Annotated in this window: 21 protein-coding genes and 1 tRNA gene; 9 read left to right on the top strand and 13 right to left on the bottom strand. The window is 71.6% G+C overall.

Annotated features, from left to right (window positions below):
- Positions 1 to 18: 18 nt before the first annotated feature.
- Positions 19 to 1,155, bottom strand: coding sequence for an acyl-CoA dehydrogenase family protein (locus tag ACLJOU_RS30185; RefSeq protein ID WP_410571999.1), 1,137 nt, complete (start codon positions 1,153 to 1,155; stop codon positions 19 to 21).
- Positions 1,156 to 1,221: 66 nt separating this feature from the next.
- Here ACLJOU_RS30185 and ACLJOU_RS30180 point away from each other — a divergent pair, with 66 nt between their 5' ends.
- Positions 1,222 to 1,638 carry a cupin domain-containing protein gene (locus ACLJOU_RS30180; protein WP_410571997.1) on the top strand — a complete coding sequence of 139 codons (417 nt, stop codon included), beginning with the start codon at positions 1,222 to 1,224 and terminating at the stop codon, positions 1,636 to 1,638.
- A gap of 135 nt (positions 1,639 to 1,773) precedes the next feature.
- On the opposite strand, the gene ACLJOU_RS30175 is transcribed toward ACLJOU_RS30180, so the two are convergent.
- On the bottom strand, positions 1,774 to 2,238 hold the full coding sequence (locus ACLJOU_RS30175; RefSeq protein ID WP_410571995.1) for a MarR family winged helix-turn-helix transcriptional regulator: 465 nt from the start codon (positions 2,236 to 2,238) through the stop codon (positions 1,774 to 1,776).
- A gap of 134 nt (positions 2,239 to 2,372) precedes the next feature.
- Here ACLJOU_RS30175 and ACLJOU_RS30170 point away from each other — a divergent pair, with 134 nt between their 5' ends.
- The gene (locus ACLJOU_RS30170) at positions 2,373 to 2,867 is read left to right on the top strand and encodes a carboxymuconolactone decarboxylase family protein (protein WP_410572042.1); all 495 of its coding nucleotides are present in this window, start codon (positions 2,373 to 2,375) and stop codon (positions 2,865 to 2,867) included.
- A 40-nt stretch (positions 2,868 to 2,907) separates the two neighbouring features.
- Here the strand turns inward: ACLJOU_RS30170 and ACLJOU_RS30165 are convergent, their stop codons facing one another.
- Both ACLJOU_RS30165 and ACLJOU_RS30160 read right to left on the bottom strand, forming a co-directional pair.
- The gene (locus ACLJOU_RS30165; protein WP_410571993.1) at positions 2,908 to 3,777 is read right to left on the bottom strand and encodes a hypothetical protein; all 870 of its coding nucleotides are present in this window, start codon (positions 3,775 to 3,777) and stop codon (positions 2,908 to 2,910) included.
- Positions 3,778 to 3,933: 156 nt separating this feature from the next.
- The gene (locus ACLJOU_RS30160) at positions 3,934 to 4,515 is read right to left on the bottom strand and encodes a short chain dehydrogenase (RefSeq protein WP_410571991.1); all 582 of its coding nucleotides are present in this window, start codon (positions 4,513 to 4,515) and stop codon (positions 3,934 to 3,936) included.
- A 163-nt stretch (positions 4,516 to 4,678) separates the two neighbouring features.
- On the opposite strand from ACLJOU_RS30160, the gene ACLJOU_RS30155 reads away from it, so the two are divergent.
- Both ACLJOU_RS30155 and ACLJOU_RS30150 read left to right on the top strand, forming a co-directional pair.
- Positions 4,679 to 6,124, top strand: a complete 1,446-nt coding sequence (locus ACLJOU_RS30155) for an MFS transporter (protein WP_410571989.1) — start codon at positions 4,679 to 4,681, stop codon at positions 6,122 to 6,124.
- 149 nt (positions 6,125 to 6,273) lie between these two features.
- Positions 6,274 to 7,800: a GMC oxidoreductase gene (locus ACLJOU_RS30150; RefSeq protein ID WP_410571988.1), complete on the top strand. Its 1,527-nt coding sequence runs from the start codon at positions 6,274 to 6,276 to the stop codon at positions 7,798 to 7,800.
- Between the two features lie 61 nt (positions 7,801 to 7,861).
- On the opposite strand, the gene ACLJOU_RS30145 is transcribed toward ACLJOU_RS30150, so the two are convergent.
- The 3 genes from ACLJOU_RS30145 to ACLJOU_RS30135 all read right to left on the bottom strand — a co-directional run bounded on the left by ACLJOU_RS30145 (position 7,862) and on the right by ACLJOU_RS30135 (position 8,942).
- Positions 7,862 to 7,936: transfer RNA gene (locus ACLJOU_RS30145), tRNA-Val, on the bottom strand.
- A gap of 37 nt (positions 7,937 to 7,973) precedes the next feature.
- Positions 7,974 to 8,438: a peroxiredoxin gene (locus tag ACLJOU_RS30140; RefSeq protein WP_410571986.1), complete on the bottom strand. Its 465-nt coding sequence runs from the start codon at positions 8,436 to 8,438 to the stop codon at positions 7,974 to 7,976.
- A 72-nt stretch (positions 8,439 to 8,510) separates the two neighbouring features.
- Positions 8,511 to 8,942 (bottom strand): DUF3052 domain-containing protein, encoded by a 432-nt coding sequence (locus ACLJOU_RS30135; RefSeq protein ID WP_003084504.1) that lies wholly within the window; start codon positions 8,940 to 8,942, stop codon positions 8,511 to 8,513.
- 415 nt (positions 8,943 to 9,357) lie between these two features.
- On the opposite strand from ACLJOU_RS30135, the gene aceE reads away from it, so the two are divergent.
- Both aceE and ACLJOU_RS30125 read left to right on the top strand, forming a co-directional pair.
- Entirely contained in the window at positions 9,358 to 12,153 is a 2,796-nt protein-coding gene (aceE, locus tag ACLJOU_RS30130; protein ID WP_410571984.1) for a pyruvate dehydrogenase (acetyl-transferring), homodimeric type, read from the top strand.
- A 75-nt stretch (positions 12,154 to 12,228) separates the two neighbouring features.
- Positions 12,229 to 13,440: an alpha-hydroxy-acid oxidizing protein gene (locus ACLJOU_RS30125; protein WP_410571982.1), complete on the top strand. Its 1,212-nt coding sequence runs from the start codon at positions 12,229 to 12,231 to the stop codon at positions 13,438 to 13,440.
- Here ACLJOU_RS30125 and ACLJOU_RS30120 read toward each other — a convergent pair.
- The gene (locus ACLJOU_RS30120; protein ID WP_410572040.1) at positions 13,437 to 14,183 is read right to left on the bottom strand and encodes an SDR family NAD(P)-dependent oxidoreductase; all 747 of its coding nucleotides are present in this window, start codon (positions 14,181 to 14,183) and stop codon (positions 13,437 to 13,439) included. The genes ACLJOU_RS30125 and ACLJOU_RS30120 overlap by 4 nt on opposite strands.
- A 79-nt stretch (positions 14,184 to 14,262) precedes the next feature.
- Between ACLJOU_RS30120 and ACLJOU_RS30115 the strand changes: the two genes are divergently transcribed.
- Together ACLJOU_RS30115 and ACLJOU_RS30110 are read left to right on the top strand one after the other, a co-directional pair.
- Entirely contained in the window at positions 14,263 to 14,853 is a 591-nt protein-coding gene (locus tag ACLJOU_RS30115) for a TetR/AcrR family transcriptional regulator (protein WP_410571980.1), read from the top strand.
- Between the two features lie 142 nt (positions 14,854 to 14,995).
- A complete protein-coding gene (locus ACLJOU_RS30110; protein ID WP_410571978.1) occupies positions 14,996 to 16,606 on the top strand; it encodes an L-lactate permease in 1,611 nt (536 codons plus the stop codon).
- Here ACLJOU_RS30110 and ACLJOU_RS30105 read toward each other — a convergent pair.
- The 5 genes from ACLJOU_RS30105 to ACLJOU_RS30085 form a co-directional block, all read right to left on the bottom strand.
- Positions 16,587 to 17,225, bottom strand: coding sequence for a nicotinamide riboside transporter PnuC (locus tag ACLJOU_RS30105; RefSeq protein WP_410571976.1), 639 nt, complete (start codon positions 17,223 to 17,225; stop codon positions 16,587 to 16,589). The two genes, ACLJOU_RS30110 and ACLJOU_RS30105, sit on opposite strands and share 20 nt — an antisense overlap.
- A gap of 54 nt (positions 17,226 to 17,279) precedes the next feature.
- On the bottom strand, positions 17,280 to 17,999 hold the full coding sequence (locus ACLJOU_RS30100; RefSeq protein WP_410571974.1) for an MOSC domain-containing protein: 720 nt from the start codon (positions 17,997 to 17,999) through the stop codon (positions 17,280 to 17,282).
- A 183-nt stretch (positions 18,000 to 18,182) separates the two neighbouring features.
- Positions 18,183 to 18,956, bottom strand: coding sequence for a mechanosensitive ion channel family protein (locus tag ACLJOU_RS30095; protein WP_410571973.1), 774 nt, complete (start codon positions 18,954 to 18,956; stop codon positions 18,183 to 18,185).
- A gap of 252 nt (positions 18,957 to 19,208) precedes the next feature.
- The gene (locus ACLJOU_RS30090) at positions 19,209 to 20,429 is read right to left on the bottom strand and encodes an ABC transporter permease (protein ID WP_410571971.1); all 1,221 of its coding nucleotides are present in this window, start codon (positions 20,427 to 20,429) and stop codon (positions 19,209 to 19,211) included.
- Positions 20,426 to 21,331 (bottom strand): ABC transporter ATP-binding protein, encoded by a 906-nt coding sequence (locus ACLJOU_RS30085; RefSeq protein WP_410571969.1) that lies wholly within the window; start codon positions 21,329 to 21,331, stop codon positions 20,426 to 20,428. Before ACLJOU_RS30085 ends, ACLJOU_RS30090 begins: the two co-directional genes overlap by 4 nt.
- Before the next feature lie 116 nt (positions 21,332 to 21,447).
- Between ACLJOU_RS30085 and ACLJOU_RS30080 the strand changes: the two genes are divergently transcribed.
- Entirely contained in the window at positions 21,448 to 22,662 is a 1,215-nt protein-coding gene (locus ACLJOU_RS30080) for a PucR family transcriptional regulator (protein WP_410571967.1), read from the top strand.

Raw genomic sequence — 22,662 nt, 5'->3', positions numbered from 1 at the left:
GTGCGCTCCAGCGCAAGTTCAGCCCTTCAGCAGCTGCCGCGCGATCACGAGCTTCTGGATTTCGCTGGTGCCCTCGTAGATCCGGAACAGCCGCGCGTCGCGGTAGATCCGCTCGACCGTGACGCCGCGGACGTACCCGGTGCCGCCGTGCACCTGCACCGCGCGGTCGGCGACCCGGCCGAGCATCTCGGTGCAGAACAGCTTCGCCGACGACGGCCCGAGCTTGCGGTCCGCACCCGAGTCGTACTTCGCCGCGGCCTCGTGGACCATGGCGCGGCCGGCCGCGAGTTCGGCGTGGGACTCCGCGAGCAGCGCCTGCACGAGCTGGTACTCGCCGATCACCCGGCCGCCCTGTCGTGCGGTCCGCGCGTACTCGACGGCTTCGGCGAGCGCCCGCTCGGCCAGCCCGACGCACAGCGCCGCGATGTGCAGCCGGCCGCGGGCCAGCGACGCCATCGCGATGCCGAACCCCTGGCCCTCCGCGCCGACCAGGGCGTCGGCGGAGAGCTCGACGTCGTCGAAGACCACCTCCGACGTCCACGCCCCGGCCTGGCCCATCTTCGGGTCGTGCGGGCCGACGGTGACGCCGGGCGCGCCCGCCCGCACCAGGAACGCGGAAATGCCGCGGCTGCCGGTGCTGTCCGGATCGGTGCGCGCGAAGGCGACGAACACTTCGGCGAGCGGCGCGTTCGTGATGAACCGCTTGGTGCCCGACAGCCGGTACCGGTCGCCGTCGCGGACCGCGCGGCTGGTCAGCCCGCCCGGGTCCGAGCCCGCTTCGGCTTCGGTGAGCGCGAACGACGCGATCGCCTGGCCCGCGGCCAGCCGCGGCAGCCAGCGGGTGCGCTGGTCCGGCGTCCCGTGGTGCACGATCGCCTGGCCGGCGATGCCGTTGTTGGTGCCGAACAGGGACCGGAAGGCGGGCGTCGTCCAGCCGAGCTCGATCGCCAGCCGGACGTCTTCGGCCATGCCGAGGCCGAGCCCGCCGTACTCCTCCGGCAGCGCCCAGCCGAACAGGCCGAGCTCGGCGGCCTTCTCCCGGATCTCGCCGGGGATCTCGTCGCGTGCGTCGATCTCCGCCTCGCGCGGCACGACCTCCTTGCGCACGAACTCCCGCACCGCGCCGAGGACCTGCCCGAATACGTCCGCGTCCATGGGGCGCACGCTACCCGCCCGGATCACGGCCTCCACGGGCACGACCGGACGCGGTAGCTTGGGCCGATGCGCAAGCCGCTCACCGTCGTCACGGCCGCCCTCGCCGCGGCCCTCGTGCTCCCCTCGACCGCGTCCGCAACGCCCGGCAGCGGCGTCGCCGGCACGATCCTGGCCCAGCACACCATCGGGCACACGGACTACACGCTGCGGGAGATCACCATCCAGCCCGGCGGCTACACGGGCTGGCACTTCCACGACGGCACGCTCTACGCGTACGTGAAGGCCGGCACGCTCACGCACAACCTGGCCGACTGCAGCGTCGACGGCGTCTTCGCGACCGGGCGCGCGTTCACGGAGAAGCCGGACCAGGTGCACATCGGCCGCAACCTCGGGTCGACGCCGCTGGTGCTGGACGTCCTGTACGTGCTCCCGGCGGGCAGCCCGCTGTCGGAGGACGCCCCGGACCCCGGCTGCGGTTTCTAGCGTCGCAGGTTCGACGCTCACCGAGTAAGGCGCGGGTCCCGAGCGCCCCAATGTGGCCTTCGGTGCGTGAGACGCAACCAAGGCGGCCTTGGGCGCTTCGGGCCGCCGCGGTCGACGAACCTCGGACGCGCGGCACTAGCTCGACAGCCAGCCGGCGGCGTCGAGGCGGTAAGCCGCCGGACCGACGATCGCGCGCAGGTCGTTCTCGAGCGCGGTGATCCGCTCGGCGCCGACCGTGCGCGCCCAGTCCGCGCGCAGCTCGTCGAAGATCTCCGCCGACTTCCGGAGTGCGTCGACGCCGTGCGCGGTCAGCCGGACGATCTTGCGGCGGGCATCGGCCGGGTCGTCGGCGCGCTCGGCGTACCCCAGCGCTTCGAGGCGCTCGACCGTCTTGCCCGCCGCCTGCTTGGACACCCCCAGGCGGCGGCCGATTTCCGACGCCGTCGCCCCCCGGACGCCGACGGCCTGCATCGCGAAGCCGTACGACGGCCGGATGCCGGGGTGACCGCGGTGGGCGAGTTCGGCGTGCAGGCGGTCGATGAGCGTGCGGAAGCCGCCGAAGAGCAGGAAGGGCAGCTCGTAACCCGGGGCGTCGGTCATGCGCCCTTGCCAAATTCGACAACCAGGTTTACGGTTTCGACAACCACGTTGTCGATCCTACCGCGCCCACCTTGGGAGACGCCTTGTTCGCCGATCACACCCCGGAGTCTGCACCCTCCGCCGCCCGCCCCGCGATGGCGGCCACCGCCAAGAAGTTCGGCCGCGTGCCGTCCGCCGTCGCCCGGCTGGCGACCTCACCCGAACTGCTGAACGGGTTCCTGAAGCTGAACGCGATCTTCGAGTCCACGACCCTGACGGCACTGGAACGCGAGGTGCTGGTCATGACGGTGGCGGCCCGCAACGAGTGCCACCTCTGCGTCGCGATGCACACGGCCGCGCTGGGGCGCCTGTCCGCCGCGCCGGAACTGGTGGCGGCGCTGCGAGCGGAGTCGCCGCTGCCGGAGCCGCGGCTGGAGGCGCTGCGCGGCTTCGTCCACGCGGTCATGGACACGCGGGGCGAGGCGTCCGCCGAAGCGCTGGAGGCGTTCACCGGCGCCGGCTACACGCCGCGCAACGCCTTGGAAGTGGTGCTGGGGATCGGGACCTACACACTGTCGACGTACGCGAACCGGCTCACCCGGGCTCCGCTCGACGACGTCTTCGCCGAGCACGCCTGGCACGCGGCGTGAAGCCGTGGGGCCGCCTTCGCGGCGGCCCCACGGCGGGAACTCAGCCCTTCACCAGGGTGATGACCGTCGTGTCGTCGACCGAGACGTTGGTGTTGTAGTTCGGGTCGAGCGCGGTCGCCTGGGTGACGACCTCGGCCTTGCCCTTCTGGAACGGCGTGGTGCCCGCGGGCACCACGGTCGCCTTCCACGCCACCGGCGCGCCCGGCGTGCACGCGACCTGCGTCGAGTAGGTGCCGCGGACGATGACGTTGTGCTTGACCTGCGTCGCCGCCCCGCTCAAGGTGACCGTGGCCGGGGCGGTGCACTGCACGGTGCCGTGCAGGTAGGCGTTGCCGTTGAGCGTGCTCGCGGTGCCGTCCGTGGCCACCTTGAGCCCGATCGCGAGCTCCGGCGGGGCCGGCGGGTTGGCGATGTGGACCTCGCCGCGCGCGGCCGACGTGCCGCCTTCGCAGTGCTGCTCGAAGGTGGCGTCGAGCGTCTGGACGTAGCCGTGCGGCCCGAAGACGACGTTCTGGACGGTGAACGTCCCGGTCGAGGTGTTGCAGCCCCGGCCGTTGCCGCCCAGGTCCAGCCCCGGCGCGTTGGCGCCCTGGAACGGGTACCGGGTGGCCCCTTCGTAGGTGCCGGCGGTCAGGCCCGTGCCGCTGGGTGCGGCCAGGTCGAGCGACCACCAGTCGCTGTTGAAGCCGCTGACGCTCACGGCGACGTGGTTGTGGTCCTCGGTCGCGTTGACCGTGAGCCGGTCCTTGGTGTCGGTGGAGTAGGCGTAGGAGCCTCCCCCGCTGATCCAGTCGCCCGGGTCACCGCTGAACGACAGCGAGCCGGAGGCGACCGCCTGCGCCTGCGCCGGCACAGTCCCCACGAGCAAGGCGAGCACGGGCACCGCGACAACGGCGGCGGCTCGCTTCAAAAACCCTGAACCCTTCACAGGTTCCCCCTCGGGTGAGTTGGTCACTTGCCGAACTGCCTGTCGGTCACCGGCGATCACCCGTTACGGGAACGGGATTTTTTGTGCCATCGCGCTAAAAATCGCGGATCCGTGCGCCGATCGCGACAAAGTTACCGATCACCGGGGCACGACGGTCGTGCCGTTCGCGTCGCCCTCGACGAGGGCGCGGTAGGCCTCGGCGACGACGGCCACCGGTGTCCCGCGCGAGCCGTCCTCCCCCATCGCTTCGAGGGTTTCGGCGATCCAGCCGGGGCTGACGACGTTGATCCGCGGCCCGTGCGGCGCTTCGGCGGCGGCCGACCGCACGAACCCCTCGAGACCGGCATTGACGAGCGCGCCGAGCCCGCTGCCCGGGATCGGCTCGGTGAACGTCCCGCCGGTGAGCGTGATCGAGCCCGCGGCGGGCAAATGCCGCACCGCGCGCCGGGCCAGCGCGACCTGCCCGAGCAGCTTGGCGCGCAAGTCGTCGAGCACCTGCCCGTCGGTCAGTTCGGCGAGCGGGCGCAGCGGCACGTTCGCGGCGCAGCACACGACGGCGTCCGCGGTGGTCCCGAACAGCGCGTCCAGCGACGCGGGCTCGTCCAGATCCGCGGCGAGCGGGGACGTCCGCGAGACGGGCACGACGTCGTGACGCGGTTCGAGGGCGGCGGCGACGGCTCGTCCGACGAGCCCGGTGGCGCCCAGCAGGAGGATCTTCACGTCCTCGACGGTAGCGGGGCGGCGTTGTCCCTCTCCCCGGACGGCGGCCCGACGCCGGGCGTCGCCCCGGCCGAAAAATTCCCGGAGAAATCTTCGCCACCCGTGTCCGGTCCCCCGGCGCGGCTCCGACCCCCGGCAAACCGACCACGGAGAAGGAGCGGACATGGAGAAGCCGGCCGGACGGCGGGAGTGGCTGGGACTGGCGGTGCTCGTGCTGCCCACCCTGCTCGTCGCGATGGACATGACCTCGCTGTTCCTCGCGCTGCCGCAGCTGAGCGCGGATCTCGGCGCGAGCAGCACCGAACAGCTGTGGATCACCGACAGCTACGGCTTCGTCGTCGCCGGGTTCGTCATCACCATGGGCACGCTCGGCGACCGGATCGGGCGACGGCGGCTGCTGCTTGCCGGCGGCGGGGCCTTCGGGCTGCTGTCGGTCGTCGCGGCGTTCTCGACCGGGCCGGTGATGCTCATCGTCGTCCGCGCGGCGCTGGGTGTCGCCGGGGCGACGCTGATGCCGTCGACGCTCGCCCTGATCACGAACATGTTCCGCGACGCGCAGCAGCGCGGGAAGGCCATCTCGATCTGGGCCACCTGCCAGTTCGCGGGCGGCGCGGCCGGTCCGGTGTTCGCCGGCTTCCTGCTCCAGCACTTCTCGTGGGGCTCGGTGTTCCTGGTCGCGGTGCCGGCCGTGGCCGTGCTGCTGGTCGCGGGCCCGTTCCTGCTGCCCGAGTTCCGCGCCCCGGCGGCCGGACGGCTCGACCTGCCCGGGGTGGCGCTCTCGCTGGCCGCGGTGCTGCTGATCGTGTTCGGCCTCAAGCAGCTGGCCACCGGCTCGCTGCTCCTGCCGGTGGCGGCGATCGCCGCCGGGACGCTGCTGGGCGCGGTGTTCGCCCGCCGCCAGCTGACGACGGCGTCGCCGCTGCTGGACCTGCGGCTGTTCCGGAACCGCCCGTTCACCGCGGTGCTGGTGGCGCTGGTGTTCGCCGGGGTCGCGATGGCGGGCGTGGGCCTGCTGGTGACGCAGTACCTCCAGAGCGTCCTGGGGTACTCCCCGCTCGTCTCGGCCCTGTTGTTCGCCCCGATGGGCCTCGGCGTGGCGGCGGGCACGATGACGGCGCCGGCACTGACCCGCCGCCTGGCCCCGGCCACGGCGATCGCGGGCGGCCTGGCGGTGTCGGCGGCGGGCAGCCTCCTGCTGGCGTTCACCGACGGCCTGGTGCCCGTCGTGGTGGGCATCACCGTGCTGACGCTGGGCACGGGTCCACTGTTCGCGCTGGGCATCGGCCTGGTGGTGGGTTCGGTCCCGCCGGAGCGCGCGGGCTCGGCGGCCTCGATGGCGGACACGGGCAACTACCTCGGCGGCTCCTTGGGCATGGCCCTGATCGGCCTGACGGCAGCGGCGGTGTACCACGGGGTGTTCCCGGCCGGGACGACCCTCGCGGTCGACGTCACCCGGCCGGCGCTGGCGGAGCACGCGAAGGAGGCGTTCACGGACGCGCTGAACGTGACGGGCGTGATCGCGGCGGTGCTGTTCGCGGGCCTGGCGCTGCTGGTGACGTCGATGCGGCGGACCGAGGCGGCCGCGCCGGAACCGGTCATGGCCGAGTGAAGCGCGAGCCGCCCCGGGCGAACCGGGTCGCCGGCCACTGCTGCGACGGTAACCTGCGGTCGAATTCGAGGGCTTAGGCGGAGACTGCCGGGGCAAAACCCGCCGGGTCGTCCACGCGGCGCAGGCACAGTGAGCGGAGGGCTTCCGAGATGACTGCAACTCCTGACGTCGACGTCCTCATCGTGGGCAGTGGCCCGGCGGGCGCGACCTACGCACGGACGATCGGCGACGCGGTGCCGGGTGCCCGGATCCTGATGGCCGAGGTCGGTCCGCGGCTGCCGGGACGGCGTGGCGAGCACACCCACAACCTGCCGCGCGCCGACCGGCGGGCCGCGGAGCTGCTCACCCAGGGACCGGACGCCGGGATCGAGCGGGCGACGGCGCTGGCCGACATCGCCGAGGGCGCCGACCCGTCGATGGAGTTCCGGCAGGTCGTGCTGCCCGGCCTGTTCTTCGCAGACCCCCGGCCCGTGCTCGCCGACGGCGAGGTGGGGTTGCCGGCGGCCAGCATGGCGAGCGGTGTCGGCGGGATGGGGGTCCACTGGGCCGGGGGGTGCCCGCGCCCGCAGCAGTCCGAGCGCGTCCCCTTCATCGCGGCCGGAGAACTCGACGCCGCGCTCGACCACGCGGAAGCCCTGCTCGGCGTGACGGTTTTCGGAGGCGACCAGGGCGTTGCCGGTGCCCTGCGCAAGACGATGGCCGAGGCGTTCGAGGGGCCGGGCCTGCCGCCGGTGGGCTTCATGCCGATCGCCGCCCGGTGGGACGGCGCCGAGCTGCGCTTCTCGGGCACCGGCGTGATCCTCGGCGACATCGAGGAGACCGCACCCGGCTTCGAGCTGCGCGCGGAGACGCTGGCGCGCCGGGTCGTCGTCGAGGACGGTGTCGCCACCGGGGCCGAGCTCGAGGACCGGCGGACGGGCGAGGTGTCGGTGGTCCGGGCCCGGCACGTCGTCGTCTGCGCCGACGGTCTGCGCACCCCGCAGGTCCTGTTCGCCTCGGGCGTGCGCCCGCCGGCGCTGGGCCGCTACCTCAACGACCACCTGCAGATGGTGTCCTTCGTCCGCCTCGACGACGCTTTCGTGGCCGGCGAGGCGTCCGGCATCGAGGGCGTCGGCTACGTCCTGATCCCCTTCTCGGACCACCGGCCCATCCAGGGTGGCGTGATGTCGATCGCGAACTCGCCGTACGGGTTCGGCCTCGGCGGGCGCATCGACGACCGCCTCGGCGTCGTCAGCTGGTACGGCGCCAAGGACCTGCAGCGCGGCGACGCCGTCGAGTTCAGCGAAACCGAGACCGATCACTACGGCATGCCGCGCATGTCGATCCGCTACTCGCACACCGCCCGCGACCGCGAAACGATCGAGGCCATGCGCCGCCTCTCCCACCGCAGCGCGGAGCTGGTCGGCACCCTCGCCGAAGAGCCCGCCCTGGCGGCCGGCGGCGCGTCACTGCACTACCAGGGTGCGGTCCGCATGGGAGCGACCGACGACGGGCACTCGGTGTGCGACCCCGACCTGCGGGTCTGGGGCGTGCGGAACCTGTACGTCGGCGGCAACGGCGTCATCCCGACCTCGACCGCGTCGAACCCCACGCTCACCACGGTGGCCCTGGCCTGGCGGGCCGCGACGCGCATCGCGGCCGAGCTGGGAGCCAAGACCGGCGCGCTGCGTCGCTGAGCCACCGGGTGAGGCGGACGGGCCAGCGGGCCCTCGATGATCTCGGGGCCCCCGTTTTCGCTGGTGGGCGCAGCAGGGTTCGAACCTGCGACCGCTCGGGTGTAAGCCGAGTGCTCTTCCGCTGAGCTATGCGCCCCGGTGGCGGCGGTCCCGCGGGACCGCCGCCCGGAAACTCAAGCCGTCAGTTCGGCCACGGCCTTCTTCCAGCCCTGCTGGTCGCGGGCCTCGCCCGGGGCGTTGACCTCGGCGAACCGGACCACACCGGAGGTGTCGATCAGGAACGTGCCCCGGACCGCCAGGCCGGCGTCGGAGTTGAACACCCCGTACGCCTGCGCCACCTCGCCGTGGGGCCAGAAGTCGGACAGCAGCGGGAACTGGTAGCCCTCCTTCTCGGCCCACGCCTTGAGCGAGAACGGCGTGTCGACCGAGACGCCCAGGACCTGGACGCCCTTGTTGTCGTAGTCGGCGAACTCGTCGCGGAGCTGGCAGAGCTCGCCCGTGCAGATGCCGCTGAAGGCGAACGGGTAGAACACCAGCAGCACCGGCTTGTCACCGCGGAACGACGACAGCTGGACGGGCTGCTTGTTGTAGTCGTTGAGCGTGAAGTCAGGGGCCTCAGAACCGACCTCGACGGTCATACCGGCGTTTCCTCTCCCGAACGGACACGTGCCTGCGAGGACAACCCTATCGTGTCCGTCCGGCGGGACGGCTCAGCGCTGCTTCGACTTCGACTTCGGCGACACCAGGCGGGTGCCGATCCAGTTCGGGCCGACACTGATGTTGGCGGTCTGGGCCAGGCCGACGGCGGGCACCGCTTCGGCGATTTCGCTCGGCTCGACGTGCCCTGGCTGTCCCGTCTTGGGGGTGAGCACCCAGATCACGCCGGTCTCCTCCAGAGGGCCCCGGGCGTCGATGAGCGCGTCGCCCAGGTCGCCGTCGTCCTCGCGCCACCAGAGCAGCACCACGTCGATGACCTCGTCGGCGTCCTCGTCGAGGATGTCCCCGCCGATCTGCTCCTCGATCGCCGCGCGGACGTCGTCGTCGACGTCCTCGTCCCAGCCGATCTCCTGGACCACCATCTCGGGCTTGATGCCGAGCCTCTCGGCGACGCTGCTCTGATCAGCGTCTCCCGCGGCGACCACTGCTTTCACTCCTCCAACTACGACGGAGTGCGGCATCGGCGCACCCTCTGTCGAGGGTACGGCGGCGCCACACTCGGCGACCCGGTTGCCGATAGCGAACACTGGTGAGGCTCCGCGCGCAACCGTCCACACCGGATCTTTGACAACTCGTGTCGCAGGATACGGCCCGGCGCAGGCCCCCGCGACGGTGTTCCGGGTGCCTGGCGCCCCCGGTCTGCCACCCCGTCGGGGGTCGTCCCCTAGGGTGGAGGAGAAGAAAACGCGCGCGCGATACACCGCGCGCAGGGAGTGGCTCGACCGGGCCGGTCCATGTTACCGCCAAGTAGCGGTGCGGAAGCCGGGACGGAAGACGACGATGGAGAGTCGTACACCCCCGCGTACGAGCACCGGCTACAACTTTTCGCAAGGAGACCCCTTGGCCCCGCAGAACGACGGCGCCTCCGGCAAGGAGACCCCGGCACGCGTACGCGTCATCCGTGACGGACTGGCGGCGCACCTGCCCGACATCGACCCGGAGGAGACCGCCGAGTGGCTGGACTCCTTCGACGAGGCCCTCGCGAGGGGCGGGCAGCAGCGGGCCCGGTACCTGATGCTGCGCATCCTCGAGCGCGCCCGGGAGCGGAACGTCGGCGTCCCCGCCCTGACCTCGACGGACTACGTCAACACCATCCCCACCGAGAACGAGCCGTGGTTCCCCGGTGACGAGGAGATCGAGCGCCGCTACCGCGCGTGGATCCGCTGGAACGCGGCGATCATGGTGCACCGCGCGCAGCGCCCCGGCGTCGGCGTCGGCGGCCACATCTCGACCTACGCCTCCTCGGCCGCGTTGTACGAGGTGGGCTTCAACCACTTCTTCCGCGGCAAGGACCACTCCGGCGGCGGCGACCAGATCTACATCCAGGGTCACGCCTCCCCCGGCATCTACGCCCGTGCGTTCCTCGAGGGCCGGCTGACCGAGTCGCAGCTCGACGGCTTCCGCCAGGAGTACTCGCACGCCGGCGAGGGCGGCGGCCTGCCGTCGTACCCGCACCCGCGGCTGATGCCGGACTTCTGGGAGAACCCGACGGTGTCGATGGGCCTCGGCCCGATGAACGCGATCTACCAGGCCCGGTTCAACCGGTACCTGCGCGACCGCGGCATCAAGAACACCGACGACCAGCACGTCTGGGCGTTCCTCGGCGACGGCGAAATGGACGAGGCCGAGTCCCGCGGCCTGATCCACGTCGCGGCCGGCGAGGGCCTCGACAACCTGACCTTCGTGATCAACTGCAACCTGCAGCGGCTCGACGGCCCGGTGCGCGGCAACGGCAAGATCATCCAGGAGCTGGAGTCGTACTTCCGCGGCGCCGGCTGGAACGTCATCAAGGTGATCTGGGGCCGCGAGTGGGACTCGCTGCTGCACGCCGACCGCGACGGCGCACTGGTCAACCTGATGAACGTCACCCCCGACGGTGACTACCAGACGTACAAGGCCAACGACGGCGCCTTCGTCCGCGAGCACTTCTTCGGCCGCGACCCGCGGACGAAGGACCTGGTCAAGGACCTGTCCGACGCCGACATCTGGAACCTCAAGCGCGGCGGCCACGACTACCGCAAGGTGTACGCGGCGTACAAGTCGGCGCTGGAGCACAACGGCCAGCCGACGGTGATCCTGGCCCACACGATCAAGGGCTACGGCCTGGGCCCGGCGTTCGAGGGCCGCAACGCCACGCACCAGATGAAGAAGCTCACCCTCGACGACCTGAAGCTGTTCCGCGACTCGCAGCGCATCCCGATCAGCGACGAGGAGCTGGAGCGCAACCCGAAGCTGCCGCCGTACTACCACCCGGGCGCGAACTCGCCCGAGATCGAGTACATGATCGGCCGCCGCAAGGCGCTCGGCGGGTTCCTGCCGGAACGCCGCCCGAAGGCCGCCAAGGCGCTGGTGCTGCCCGGCGACAAGGTCTACGAGGGCATCCGGAAGGGCTCCGGCAAGCAGGAGGTCGCCACGACGATGGCGTTCGTCCGGCTGGTCCGCGAGCTGGCGAAGGACTCCGAGATCGGCAAGCGCGTCGTCCCGATCATCCCGGACGAAGCCCGCACCTTCGGCCTCGACTCGATGTTCCCGACGGCGAAGATCTACAACCCGCACGGCCAGACGTACACGTCGGTCGACGCGAGCCTGATGCTGGCCTACAAGGAGTCCGAGAAGGGCCAGCTGCTGCACGAGGGCATCAACGAGGCGGGCTCGACCGCGTCGTTCACCGCCGTCGGCACGTCGTACGCGACGCACGGCGAGCCGATGATCCCGATCTACATCTTCTACTCGATGTTCGGGTTCCAGCGGACCGGTGACGGCCTGTACGCCGCCGCCGACCAGATGGCCCGCGGGTTCGTGCTCGGCGCCACCGCCGGCCGGACCACCCTGACGGGTGAGGGTCTGCAGCACGCGGACGGGCACTCGCTGCTGCTGGCGGCGACCAACCCGGCCGCGGTGGCCTACGACCCGGCGTGGTCGTTCGAGATCGCGCACATCGTGAAGGACGGCCTCCGCCGGATGTACGGCGAAACGGGCCCGGACGGCAACGGCGAGAACGTCTTCTACTACATGACGATCTACAACGAGCCGTACCAGCAGCCCGCCGAGCCGGAGAACCTCGACGTCGACGGCCTGCTCAAGGGTCTGTACAAGTACGCCGACGCCCCCGAGGGCGACGGTCCCGAGGTGCAGATCCTGGTCTCGGGCGTCACGATGCCGGACGCGCTCAAGGCGCAGAAGATGCTGGCCGAGGAGTGGGGCGTGCGGGCCGCGGTGTGGTCGGCGACGTCGTGGACCGAGCTGCGGCGCGAGGCCGTCGAGATCGACCACGACAACCTGCTCTACCCGGGCAGCGAACCGCGCGTGCCGTACGTCACCGAGGCGCTCAAGGGCGCGAACGGGCCGGTCGTGGCGGTGTCGGACTGGATGCGCGCGGTGCCGGACCTGATCCGCCCGTACGTCCCGACCGACATGCTGACGCTGGGCACCGACGGGTTCGGCTTCTCCGACACCCGGCCGGCGGCGCGGCGGAAGTTCCTGGTCGACGCCGAGTCGATCACCACCGGAGCGCTGTCGATCCTGGCCAAGCGCGGCGAGGTCGATCAGGCGAAGGTCCTCGAAGCGGCCACGAAGTACCGGCTCGACGACATCACGGCCGCCGGGCCGCAGACGTCGGAATCCGGGAACGCGTGACCTGCTGCTAGGTTCGGGACCCGGCAGACATCCGATGTCTGCCGGGTCCCGCGTGCGTTAGGGGAGTTGATCAAGGTGACGAAGCGCCGACTGCCGAAGCCGGACGAGCTCAAGCAGATCCTGCGACCCAAGCCGATCGTGCTGAACCCGACGGACCGGCGGCTGGCGAACGCGCACACCGTCGCCGACCTGCGGACGATCGCCCGCAGGCGCACGCCGCGGGCGGCGTTCGACTACACCGACGGGGCGGCCGAGCTCGAGGACAGCCTGCTGCGCGCCCGACAGGCGTACCGCCGCGTCGAGTTCCACCCGAACGTGCTGCGCGGGGTGTCCGATGTGGACACCACTCGCGAGATCCTCGGCAAGACGTCCGCGCTCCCGTTCGCCTTCGCGCCCACCGGTTTCACCCGCATGATGCAGCACGAAGGCGAGCGCGCGGTGGCCCGCGTCGCCGAGCGCAACGGCATCCCGGTCGGTCTTTCGACGATGGCGACGACGTCGATCGAGGACCTCGCCGAGGCCGCGCCGGGCGCGCGCAAGTGGTTCCAGCTCTACGTCTGGCGCGATCACGGCGCCGGCGAAGATCTGATGAATCGGGCGTGGGCCGCGGGGTACGACACGCTCATGCTGACCGTGGACACCCCGGTCGCGGGCGCCCGGCTGCGGGACGTCCGCAACGGCCTGACCATCCCGCCGGCGCTCACCCTCAAGACGTTCCTCGACGGCGCGACGCACCCGGCGTGGTGGTTCAACCTGCTCACCACCGAGCCGCTGACGTTCGCGTCGCTGAACCAGTTCGGCGGCACGGTGGCCGAGCTGCTGAACAAGCTGTTCGACCCGACGCTGAACTACGACGACCTCGACTGGGTGCGCCGCACCTGGCCGGGCAAGCTGGTGGTCAAGGGCGTCCAGAACGTCGACGACGCCCGCGACGTCGTGAAGCACGGCGCCGACGCGGTGCTGCTGTCCAACCACGGCGGCCGCCAGCTCGACCGCGCGCCCACCCCGCTCGAACTGCTCCCCGCGGTCCTGGACGAGCTCCAGGGCGGCGCGGAGGTCTGGATCGACACGGGCATCCTGTCCGGCGGCGACATCGTGGCGGCGATCGCCCGCGGCGCGGACGCGGTGCTGATCGGCCGCGCGTTCCTCTACGGCCTGATGGCCGGCGGCGAGCGCGGCGTCCAGCGGTGCGTGGACATCCTGCAGACGGAGCTGGTCCGCACGATGCAGCTGCTCGGCGTCCGGACGCTGAAGGACCTGACGCCGAGCCACGCCACCCTGCGTTAGACCTGCGCGAGGCCGCCGTCGACGAAGAACTCGACGCCGTTGACGAAACTCGACTCCTCCGACGCCAGGAACAGCGCCGCGGCCGCGATTTCGGCGGGTTCCCCGACCCGGCCGAGCGGGACCTGCGCCGCGAGGTTGTCGACCAGGCCCTGCTGCTCGTCCTCGGCGACGAGGCCGAGCAGGCCGGGGGTGCGCGTGGGGCCCGGGGCCAGGACGTTGACCCGCGTCCCGGTCCCCTTCAGGTCGACCGCCCAGCCGCGGGCGAAGTTGCGCACCGCCGCCTTCGTCGCCCCGTAGACACTGAAGGCCGGGTCGACCCGCGTCGACGCCGTCGAGCCGGTGAGGATGATCGACGCGTTGGCGTTCAGCAGCGGCAGCGCCTTCTGGACGGCGAAGACGACGCCCTTGACGTTCGTGGCGAAGGTCGTGTCGAACTGCTCCTCGGTGATCTCGCCGAGCGGGGCGAAGCTGCCGCCGCCGGAGTTGGCCACCAGGACGTCCAGGCCGCGGCCGCGCTCGCCCACCGCGCGGTAGAGCTCGTCCAGGTCGGCCAGGTTCGCGGAGTCCGCCCGCACCGCCGTCACGTCGCCCCCGATCTCGGCGACCGCGTCGTCGAGGGCCTCCTTCCGGCGGCCCGTGATGAACACGTGCGCGCCTTCGGCCGCGAAGCGCTTCGCGATGGCGAGCCCGATGCCGGTGCTGCCGCCGGTCACGACCGCGGTCTTGTTCTCCAGGTTCACGATGCCCTCCGAGTTCTTGACTATCTCGTCCAGAACGTACGCCGTTCTGGACGAGATAGTCAAGAATGGGTAGCCTGATCTCATGGCGCGACCCCGGAGCTTCGACGAGACAGCGGTCCTGCGCGCGGCCAGGGACCAGTTCTGGGAACACGGGTACGCCGGCACGAAGGTCGACGACATCGCCGCCGCGACCGGCCTCGGCAAGGGCAGCCTGTATGGCGCCTTCGGCGACAAGCACGCGCTCTACCTGCGCGTCTTCGATTACTACTGCACCGAATCGACCGACGGCGTGCGGCACCAGCTCGACGGCCCCGACGACACGGCCCACCGACGGCTCGGCGACCACGTGCGAGCCATCGCCGAGTCGGTCGTCGCCGACCAGGAGCGCCGCGGCTGCCTGATCGCGAAGGGCGCCGCCGAATGCGCGGAGCACGACGAGGCCGTCGCCGCGCGGACCGGGCGGGCGTTCCGCGACCTGCACGGCTACTTGACGGCGTGCATCGCGGGCGCGCAGCGCGCGGGCGACATCGCCGCCGACGCCGACCCCGCCCACCTGGGCGGGCTCGTGCTGGCGGTGCTGCGTGGCCTCGAAGCACTGGGCAAGGGCGGCGTCGAGCCGGCGGAGATCCGGGCGATCGCCGAGACCGCGCTCGACGTGCTGCCGAAGCCGTGAAGCAGGCCGTTGAACCGAGCGGTTGAACACTGACCCGTTGGGCCAACCGGTCTCAACTTCTTGACGGACCGCCGGGTTTGTGACGAAGATCTCGGACACTCGCCGAAAGGCCGTTTTCGCATCGTGGAAACGGAGGTCGCCCGTGTTCGTGCAGGATCTGACTCCGCTCGGCTCGCTGGGCCTGTCCGCCCTGGTCGCCGTGCTGCCGCTCGCCACCGTCCTCGTCCTGCTCGGCGTGGTCCGGATGCGGGCGCACCACGCCGCGCTCATCGGGCTGCTCGTCGCGCTCGTCGTCGGCGTCGCCGCGTACGGGATGCCGGTGGTGCAGGCCGTCTCCGGGGCGCTGCAGGGCGCCGCGTTCGGGTTGTGGCCGATCATGTGGATCGTCGTCAACGCGCTGTGGATCTACCGGCTCACCGTGCGGACCGGGCACTTCGACGTCCTGCGCCGCTCGTTCGGCCGGATCTCCGACGACCCGCGCATCCAGGCGCTGATCATCGCCTTCTGCTTCGGCGCGCTGATGGAGGCCCTCGCCGGGTTCGGCGCGCCGGTCGCCATCAGCGCCGTGATGCTGGTGGCCGTCGGGTTCCACCCGGTGAAGGCGGCCGTCGTCGCGCTGGTCGCCAACACCGCGCCGGTCGCGTTCGGGGCCATGGGCACCCCGGTCGTCACCCTGGCCCAGGTCACCGGCCTGCCGCTGCAGGAGGTGTCCTCGATCGTCGGGCGCCAGACGCCGCTGATCGCGCTAATCGTGCCGCTGCTGCTGGTGATCATCGTCGACGGCAAGCGCGGACTGAAGGACACCTGGCTGCCCGCGCTCGTCTGCGGGGTCGCGTTCGGGCTCGTGCAGTTCCTCGCCTCGAACTTCGTGTCACCGCAGCTGGCCGACATCGGCGCGGCGCTCGCCGGCGCGGCCGCGCTGGTGGCGCTGCCCCGGACCCGGCGCCCGGTGCCCGAAGCCGTCCGGATCGGCACCGGCGGGACGGCGACCGCCGAGACGCCGCCGGCGGACTCGCGGGACGACGTCGTCAAGGCCTACCTGCCGTACCTGCTCATCATCGTGATCTTCTCGATCGCCGTGCTGCCCCCGGTCAAGAAGCTGCTGGACAAGGCGACGTGGAAGTTCCACTGGCCCGGGCTGCACGTCGCCGGGCCGAACGGGAAACCCGTCTCCGGCAACACGTTCTCGCTGCCGTTTCTCAACACCGGCGGCACGCTGGTGCTCCTGGCCGGCGTCATCACCGCGGCGCTGCTGGCGGTGAAGGCGGGCGGCGCCGCGAGCGAGTGGCTGGCGACGGTCAAGGAGCTGCGGTTCGCGATCCTCACCGTGACCGGGGTGCTCGCCCTGGCCTACGTGATGAACCTGTCCGGCCAGACCAGCACCATCGGCACGTTCATCGCGGCCGCGGGCGCGGGCCTGGCGTTCCTGTCCCCGGTGCTGGGCTGGTTCGGCGTCGCCGTCTCCGGGTCCGACACCTCGGCGAACGCGCTGTTCGGCGCGTTGCAGGTGACCGCGGCGCACCAGACGGGCCTGCCGGCGGACCTGCTGGCCGCGGCGAACAGCTCCGGCGGCGTCCTCGGCAAGATGGTGTCGCCGCAGAACCTGACCATCGCGTGCGTGGCCGCGAACCTGCCCGGCGGAGAGGGCAAGCTGCTGCGGAAGGTGCTGCCGTGGAGCCTCGGCCTGCTGCTCGCGATGTGCCTGATCGTCTGGGGTCAGAGCACCGCGGCGCTCAGCTGGATGCTGCCGTGACCCCGGGCCGCGCGGCGACGCGCTGGGCGGAGCGGTTCCAGCTCCACCAGCCGTGCACGACGAGCCCGGCGAAGACGATGTAGATCGCGGCGGAGAAGTACAGCCCCGACGAGATCTGCAGCGGCACGCCGATCGCGTCGACGGCCAGCCAGACCAGCCAGAACTCGACGAGTCCCAGTCCCTGGGCCCCGAAGGCGACGAGGGTGCCGACGAAGATGGCGGCGTCCGGCCAGGGCGCCCAGGACGCGTGCAGCGCGTCGAGCACCAGGGCCATCACGGTGGTGCCGACGACGAACGCGCCGAGCATGGCCAGCCGTTCGGCGAGCCGGCCCTTGCGGACGACGACGCCGAACACCGGGTCCTGGCGGCGGGTCCAGGCCCACCAGCCGTAGACGGAGATGGCGAGGATCGCGACCTGCCGCGCGGCGAGGCCGCCGAGGTGCGCGGAAACGTAGACGGCGAACAGCAGCACGGTGGCGCCGACCTGCACGGGCCACGTCCACAGGGTGCGACGCTGCGCGAGGAACACGACGGCGAGCGCGAACACCTGCCCGGCGAGCTCCGCGATCGAAATCCACTGGCCGAGTACCGTGATCCCGTGGTGCAACAGGAAGTCCACGTCACGCCCCTTTCGTCCTACCGCTCCCAACATGCTCCGGACGGGGTGAATTCCCTAGGGACTGTGAGGGGCGGAACATCCCACGGTTTGGACGTCCCCGACGCGCAGCGTGCCGCCGCGGACGACCCGGGCCTGCACCCCGAAGGTCAGGCCGGCGGTGTCGGCGATCGTCTTCAGCAGCCCGGGCGCGGCCGGCAGCCCCTCGCCCGGCAAGCCGACCATCACGCAGCGGACGGCCTTGCGCAGAATTTCCAGTTCGACCTCGCCGATCCGGACGCGCGTGCCCACCCACGCCTCCTCCGCGAGCTCGGGCGCGGGCCCGGTGTCGAGCAGGACGTTGGCCCGGAACCGCTGCTCGTCGAGCGCGACGCCGGGAGCGCGCTCGGCCAGCCAGGCCAGCGACGACGTCGTGACCAGGTGGACGGGTGCTTCGTCGTGGTGCGGCACGCCGGCTTCCCTCGCCAGCTCGACGCCCGGGAAGGTGAGCGCGGCGGCCAGTTCGGCGTGCACCTGCGGGTCGCCGCCGCGGAGCACGCGCCCGTCCGGGAAGGTGACCACCGGGACGTCACCGTCGTAGCGCGCGGCGAAGGCGTGGAGGCCGGGCATCCGGCGGAACCGGGTGGAGTTCTTGCCGCTGCCGAACTTGCCGTCGGGGTCCCGGACCGCGTACAGGCGGTCGCCGTCGAGGCCGCGCTCGCCGAGCACCGCCTCGGTCAGCCGTTCCCCGGCCATCGACTTCACGGGATAGCGCCACAGCGCCGCCACGACCCCCACCGGCCCAGGGTAACGCGCGAACCGGGCCCGGCGGCTCCCCCGAACGCCGGGATCGCGGTGCTCGGATGGCGGGCCGGCGAGGTGCCGGCCGGCGGCCCGATCCCGCCGTCGAAGCCCCTCGGCGCGAAAAAGGCGGGCCCGGCGGCTTCCCCGACCGCCGGGCCCGCGCGACTCCCCTCCGGCTCAGTCCTGCGGGCGCGGGGTGCCGGCCGGCGGGGTCGGGGTGTTGTCCGCTCCCACCGTCGTGCGCGGCCGGGCGGCCGTGGGCATCTCCCCGGTCCGCTGCGCCGGCGTCTCCAGCTGGTGTTCCACGTTCGCCAGCCAGCCGCGCCAGCGGTCCTGGGCCGGCTTGATCAGGCCGCCGCCGAAGCCGACCACGATCACGCCGCCGACCGTCGCCAGTACCGCGATCAGGACCGGGCCGGTGATCGCCGTCGCGATGTTCACCTGCCCCAGCGCCGCGATGATGCCGAACGCCATGATCAGCCAGTACGCCCCCAGCGAAAGCGGGCGCGCCGCACCGCGGCCGGACAGCGCGGACGCCACGACGTCCCGCACCACCTTCGCGATCGCCGCGGCCACCACCACGAGCACCAGTGCCACCACGATCCGCGGCAGGAACGCGATGATGTCGTTGAGCAACTGGCTGACCGGGTTCGTCGGCCCGAACACGCCGAACGCCAGCTGCAGCGCGATCAGCAGAATGAAGTAATACACCAATTTGACGAGGATCCCCGTGGCGTCGATCTTCTGCTGGCCGATCTTTCCGCTCAGCCCGGTCCGCTCGACGAGTTTCCCGAATCCGGCTTTCCCGAGCACGAGCGCCAGCCCTTTCGAGACGGCCTTCGCGATCAACCAGCCGATCAGCAGGATGATCAGGAATCCCACGAGCTTCGGGACGAACGTGGCCACCAAACTCCACGCCTGCCCGAGTCCGTCCTTCAGTTGCTGGCCCATACCGACTCCCTCCACGGATTTGCACCGGATCGTCGATCAAGTACCCGTGGGCGGCAACTCGTGCGCCCCACGATCGAGTGAGACGACTGGCGCGCGAAGATCACTCGTGGCCATACTGGTTCTACCGGTGGGGACCGGGGAGACGAGGCCGTCCGGCGCAGCGTAAACCGCAAGCGCCGGGCGGCCTCGAGCATTTACCGGACGAATCCGGCCCCCGGGGGCGCCGGGGGCCGGATGAACAGCGGAACAACGTCAGGCGGCGCGCAGGGCGTCGCGGAGCTTCACTTTCGCGCCGGTGCGCATGACGGCGTTCCGGTAGATCCGCGCGGCGAGCCAGATCAGCCCCGGAATCAGCAGCACCACGAGTCCCACCGACACCACGGCTTCCCACACGGGCACCCCGCCCATCGCCAGGCGCATCGGCATCAGCGTCGGCGAAAACACCGGGATCACCGAAAGCACTTCGACGAACGTGTTGCCCGGGTCCGACGGCAGCACGGAAATGCCGATCACGTACCCGGCGATCACGAACATCAGGGCGGGCATCGTCGCGCCGCCGACGTCTTCCTGGCGCGAAACCAGCGCCCCGAGCGCGGCGAACACGATCGAGTACATGAAGAACCCGAGCAGGTACCACACGATCAGCCAGACGACCGTGCCCACCGCGGCCGAGACGGAAATGGTGAGCACGCCGGTGGCCAGCCCGGCGACCACCCCGCCGATCCCGATGGCGAGCATCTGGATCAGCCCGACCACGCCGATGCCGAGCACCTTCCCGGCCATCAGCTGCCACGGCCTGATCGTCGAGAGCAGCAGCTCCACCACCCGCGACGTCTTCTCCTCGACGACGCCCTGGGCCACGCTCTGCCCGTTCAGCATCAGCGACAGGTAGATGAGGACACCGGCGACGATGCCCAGCACCAGCTGCTGGCCGTCGTAGTCGTACGGCTGCTCCAGCGGCGGGTCCTCGACGAACTTCGCGGTCGCGATCGCCGCCTGGAACTGCGCCGGGTTGCCGCCCAGCGCCGTCACCTGCCGGTCGACCGCCACCTGCTGGGACAGCAGCTGCAGGACGTTCGCGAGCTTGCCGTCGAGGTCCTTCTTCACCTGGACGTGGACGCTCTTGCCGTCGCCGGTCAGCAGGGCGTCGAGCGAGCCGTCGGCCAGCTTCGCGCGGCCGGCCGCCTCGTCGGCGACCTGGGTCGTCTCGATCTTCTCGTCGACCGTCTGCCCGGCCGCCTTCAGCGGCGCCGAGAAGCCGGCGGTCGCCGCGGTGAACCCGACCTTCGCGTCGGCCCCGCCGCCGCCGGCGATCAGCTTGATCAGCACGATGCCGACCACGATCAGCAGCAGCATGATCACCGTGCTGACGCGGAAGGCTTTCGACCGCACCCGCGTGCCGATCTCGCGGGAGGCGACCAGGCCGACCGCGGCCGTGGGGCTCATCCGGACGTCCGGGACCGGGGTGCTCATGCCTGGACCTCCTGGGTGACGACGGAACGGAACAGCTCGGTCAGCGACGGCTGTTCGCGGGCGAACTCGCGGACCGGCCCGGTGGCCAGGGCCGCCTTGAGCACGGCCTGGTCGTCGGCGTCCTCGCCCAGCTCGAGCTCGGTCACCGAGCCCGTCCGGCCGAGCACCTTCACCCCGGGCACGCCGTCGGCCCAGCCTTCGGCGGCCTCCGGGACGTCGACGCGCAGCCGGACGGCACCACCGGACCGCAGCTGGGCGACGGTCCCCTTCGCCACCATCTGTCCACTCCGGACGATGCCGACGCGGTCGCACAGCCGTTCCACCAGATCGAGCTGGTGGCTGGAGAACACGACCGGCACACCCTCGGCCGCCTTCTCCTTCAGCACCTCGCTCATCACGTCGACCGCGACCGGGTCGAGGCCGGAGAACGGCTCGTCCAGCACCAGGATCCGCGGCTCGTGCACCAGCGCCGCGGCCAGCTGGACGCGCTGCTGGTTGCCCAGCGACAGCTTCTGCACCTCGTCGTCGCGGCGGGCGGCGACACCGAGCCGTTCGGTCCACTTCTCCGCCGACGCCCGCGCGGCGGCGGCGGGCATGCCGTGCAGCCGCGCGAGGTACGTCAGCTGCTCGGCGACCTTCATCTTCGGGTAAAGGCCGCGCTCCTCGGGCATGTAGCCGATGTGACGGCGGGTTTCGTGCGTCACCGGCGCGCCGTCGTAGCGCACTTCACCGCCGTCGGCGGACAGCACCCCGAGCGCGATCCGCATGGTCGTGGTCTTGCCGGCGCCGTTGCTGCCGACGAAGCCGAACAGCTCCCCCGGCCGGACGTCGAACGTCATCTCCCGCAGGGCGACCACGTCACCGTAGCGTTTGGACACCCCATCGATCTCTAAACCGGTCATTCCGGTTCCCCCGTTCTGTGTGGCCCGATCCTAGGCAGTGCGTAGACGCCCCGCCTACCCTCGCGCGTTGCCGCGCGGGGATACCGAAGTTGCGGGCACGTAGGATCGCGGGCGCCATGGATGGAACCACCGCCCCGCGCCGGGTGCCGAAGCACCACGGACTGTCCGCGAAGACGCTCCGGCGGCTGGAGCACGCGTCCGGCAGCCTGGCGAGCGCGAGCATCGCGGTGATGGAGCGGCGGCTGCCGTGGTTCGCCCGGCTGCCCGCCGACCAACGCGCGAGCGTCCTGCTGATCACCCAGGCCGGGGCCGCCGGCTTCGTTTCGTGGCTGCGCGACTCCAAGGAGGCGCTGAAGCTCACGACCGAGGCGTTCCGCGACGCGCCGGCCGAGCTGTCGCGGTGGATCAGCCTGCGGCAGGCGGTCGGGATGGTCCGGCTGGCCATCGAGGTCTTCGAGGAGCAGCTGCCGGACTTCGCGGCGAACGAGGCCGAGCGGGCCGCGTTGATCGAAGGGATCCTGCGCTACGGCCGGGAAATCGCTTTCGCGGCGGCGAATTCCTACGCCGCGGCGGCGGAGGCGCGCGGCGCGTGGGACGCCCGGCTGGAGGCGCTGGTCGTCGACGGCATCGTCCGTGGCGACGCCGAGGAGTCGGTGCTTTCGCGGGCCACGGCGCTGGGCTGGGACCCCACTGCCGCCGCCACGGTGCTCGTCGGCAACCCGCCGTCGGAGGACCCGCCGACGGTGGTGTTCGAGGTCCGCAGCCGCGCGGCCCGCGTCGGCCGTCCGGTGCTGCTGTCGGTGCAGGGTTCGCGGCTGGTGGTCGTGGTCGGCGGCCCGACCGACGGCGGGGTGAAGGAGCGGGAGACGCTGGCCCGGATGTCGGTGGCGTTCGCCGACGGCCCGGTGGTGGCCGGCCCGACGGTGCCGACGCTGGCGGAGGCCCACCACAGCGCGACGGAGGCGTTGTCGGGGCTGCGGGCGGTGGTCGGCTGGCCGGGCGCGCCCCGCCCGGTGCGCTCGGCGGACCTGCTGCCCGAGCGCGCGCTGTCGGGCGACGCCGAGGCCGAACGCCTGCTGGTGGACACGATCGCCCGCCCGCTCGAGGAGGCGGGCCCCACCCTGCAGCGCACGGTGGAGGCGTACCTGGAGAGCGGCGGCGTGCTGGAGACGTGCGCGAAGACGCTGTTCGTCCACCCGAACACGGTCCGGTACCGGCTGCGGAAGGCGGCGGAGCTCACGGGCTGCCAGGCCACGGACCCGCGGGACGCGTTGGTGCTGCGGATCGCGCTGACCGTGGGACGGCTGGCGAGGGCCCGCGGCCTCTGGTGA

Origin of the sequence: Amycolatopsis sp. cmx-4-61, assembly GCF_046548775.1 — a bacterium.
In the GTDB taxonomy this organism is placed as follows: Bacteria; Actinomycetota; Actinomycetes; order Mycobacteriales; family Pseudonocardiaceae; genus Amycolatopsis.
Note: the sequence above shows the minus strand (reverse complement) of the source record. Positions and strands in the feature narration are given on the sequence as shown.

Bases quoted from the DNA above. Each gene is read 5' to 3' on its own strand.
- ACLJOU_RS30085 (WP_410571969.1), bottom strand. From the start codon at position 21,331: ATGACCGGTTTAGAGATCGATGGGGTGTCCAAACGCTACGGTGACGTG.
- ACLJOU_RS30080 (WP_410571967.1), top strand. From the start codon at position 21,448: ATGGATGGAACCACCGCCCCGCGCCGGGTGCCGAAGCACCACGGACTG.
- ACLJOU_RS30090 (WP_410571971.1), bottom strand. From the start codon at position 20,429: ATGAGCACCCCGGTCCCGGACGTCCGGATGAGCCCCACGGCCGCGGTC.
- ACLJOU_RS30175 (WP_410571995.1), bottom strand. From the start codon at position 2,238: ATGACCGACGCCCCGGGTTACGAGCTGCCCTTCCTGCTCTTCGGCGGC.
- ACLJOU_RS30185 (WP_410571999.1), bottom strand. From the start codon at position 1,155: ATGGACGCGGACGTATTCGGGCAGGTCCTCGGCGCGGTGCGGGAGTTC.
- ACLJOU_RS30155 (WP_410571989.1), top strand. From the start codon at position 4,679: ATGGAGAAGCCGGCCGGACGGCGGGAGTGGCTGGGACTGGCGGTGCTC.
- ACLJOU_RS30115 (WP_410571980.1), top strand. From the start codon at position 14,263: ATGGCGCGACCCCGGAGCTTCGACGAGACAGCGGTCCTGCGCGCGGCC.
- ACLJOU_RS30170 (WP_410572042.1), top strand. From the start codon at position 2,373: ATGGCGGCCACCGCCAAGAAGTTCGGCCGCGTGCCGTCCGCCGTCGCC.
- ACLJOU_RS30150 (WP_410571988.1), top strand. From the start codon at position 6,274: ATGACTGCAACTCCTGACGTCGACGTCCTCATCGTGGGCAGTGGCCCG.
- ACLJOU_RS30140 (WP_410571986.1), bottom strand. From the start codon at position 8,438: ATGACCGTCGAGGTCGGTTCTGAGGCCCCTGACTTCACGCTCAACGAC.
- ACLJOU_RS30180 (WP_410571997.1), top strand. From the start codon at position 1,222: ATGCGCAAGCCGCTCACCGTCGTCACGGCCGCCCTCGCCGCGGCCCTC.
- ACLJOU_RS30095 (WP_410571973.1), bottom strand. From the start codon at position 18,956: ATGGGCCAGCAACTGAAGGACGGACTCGGGCAGGCGTGGAGTTTGGTG.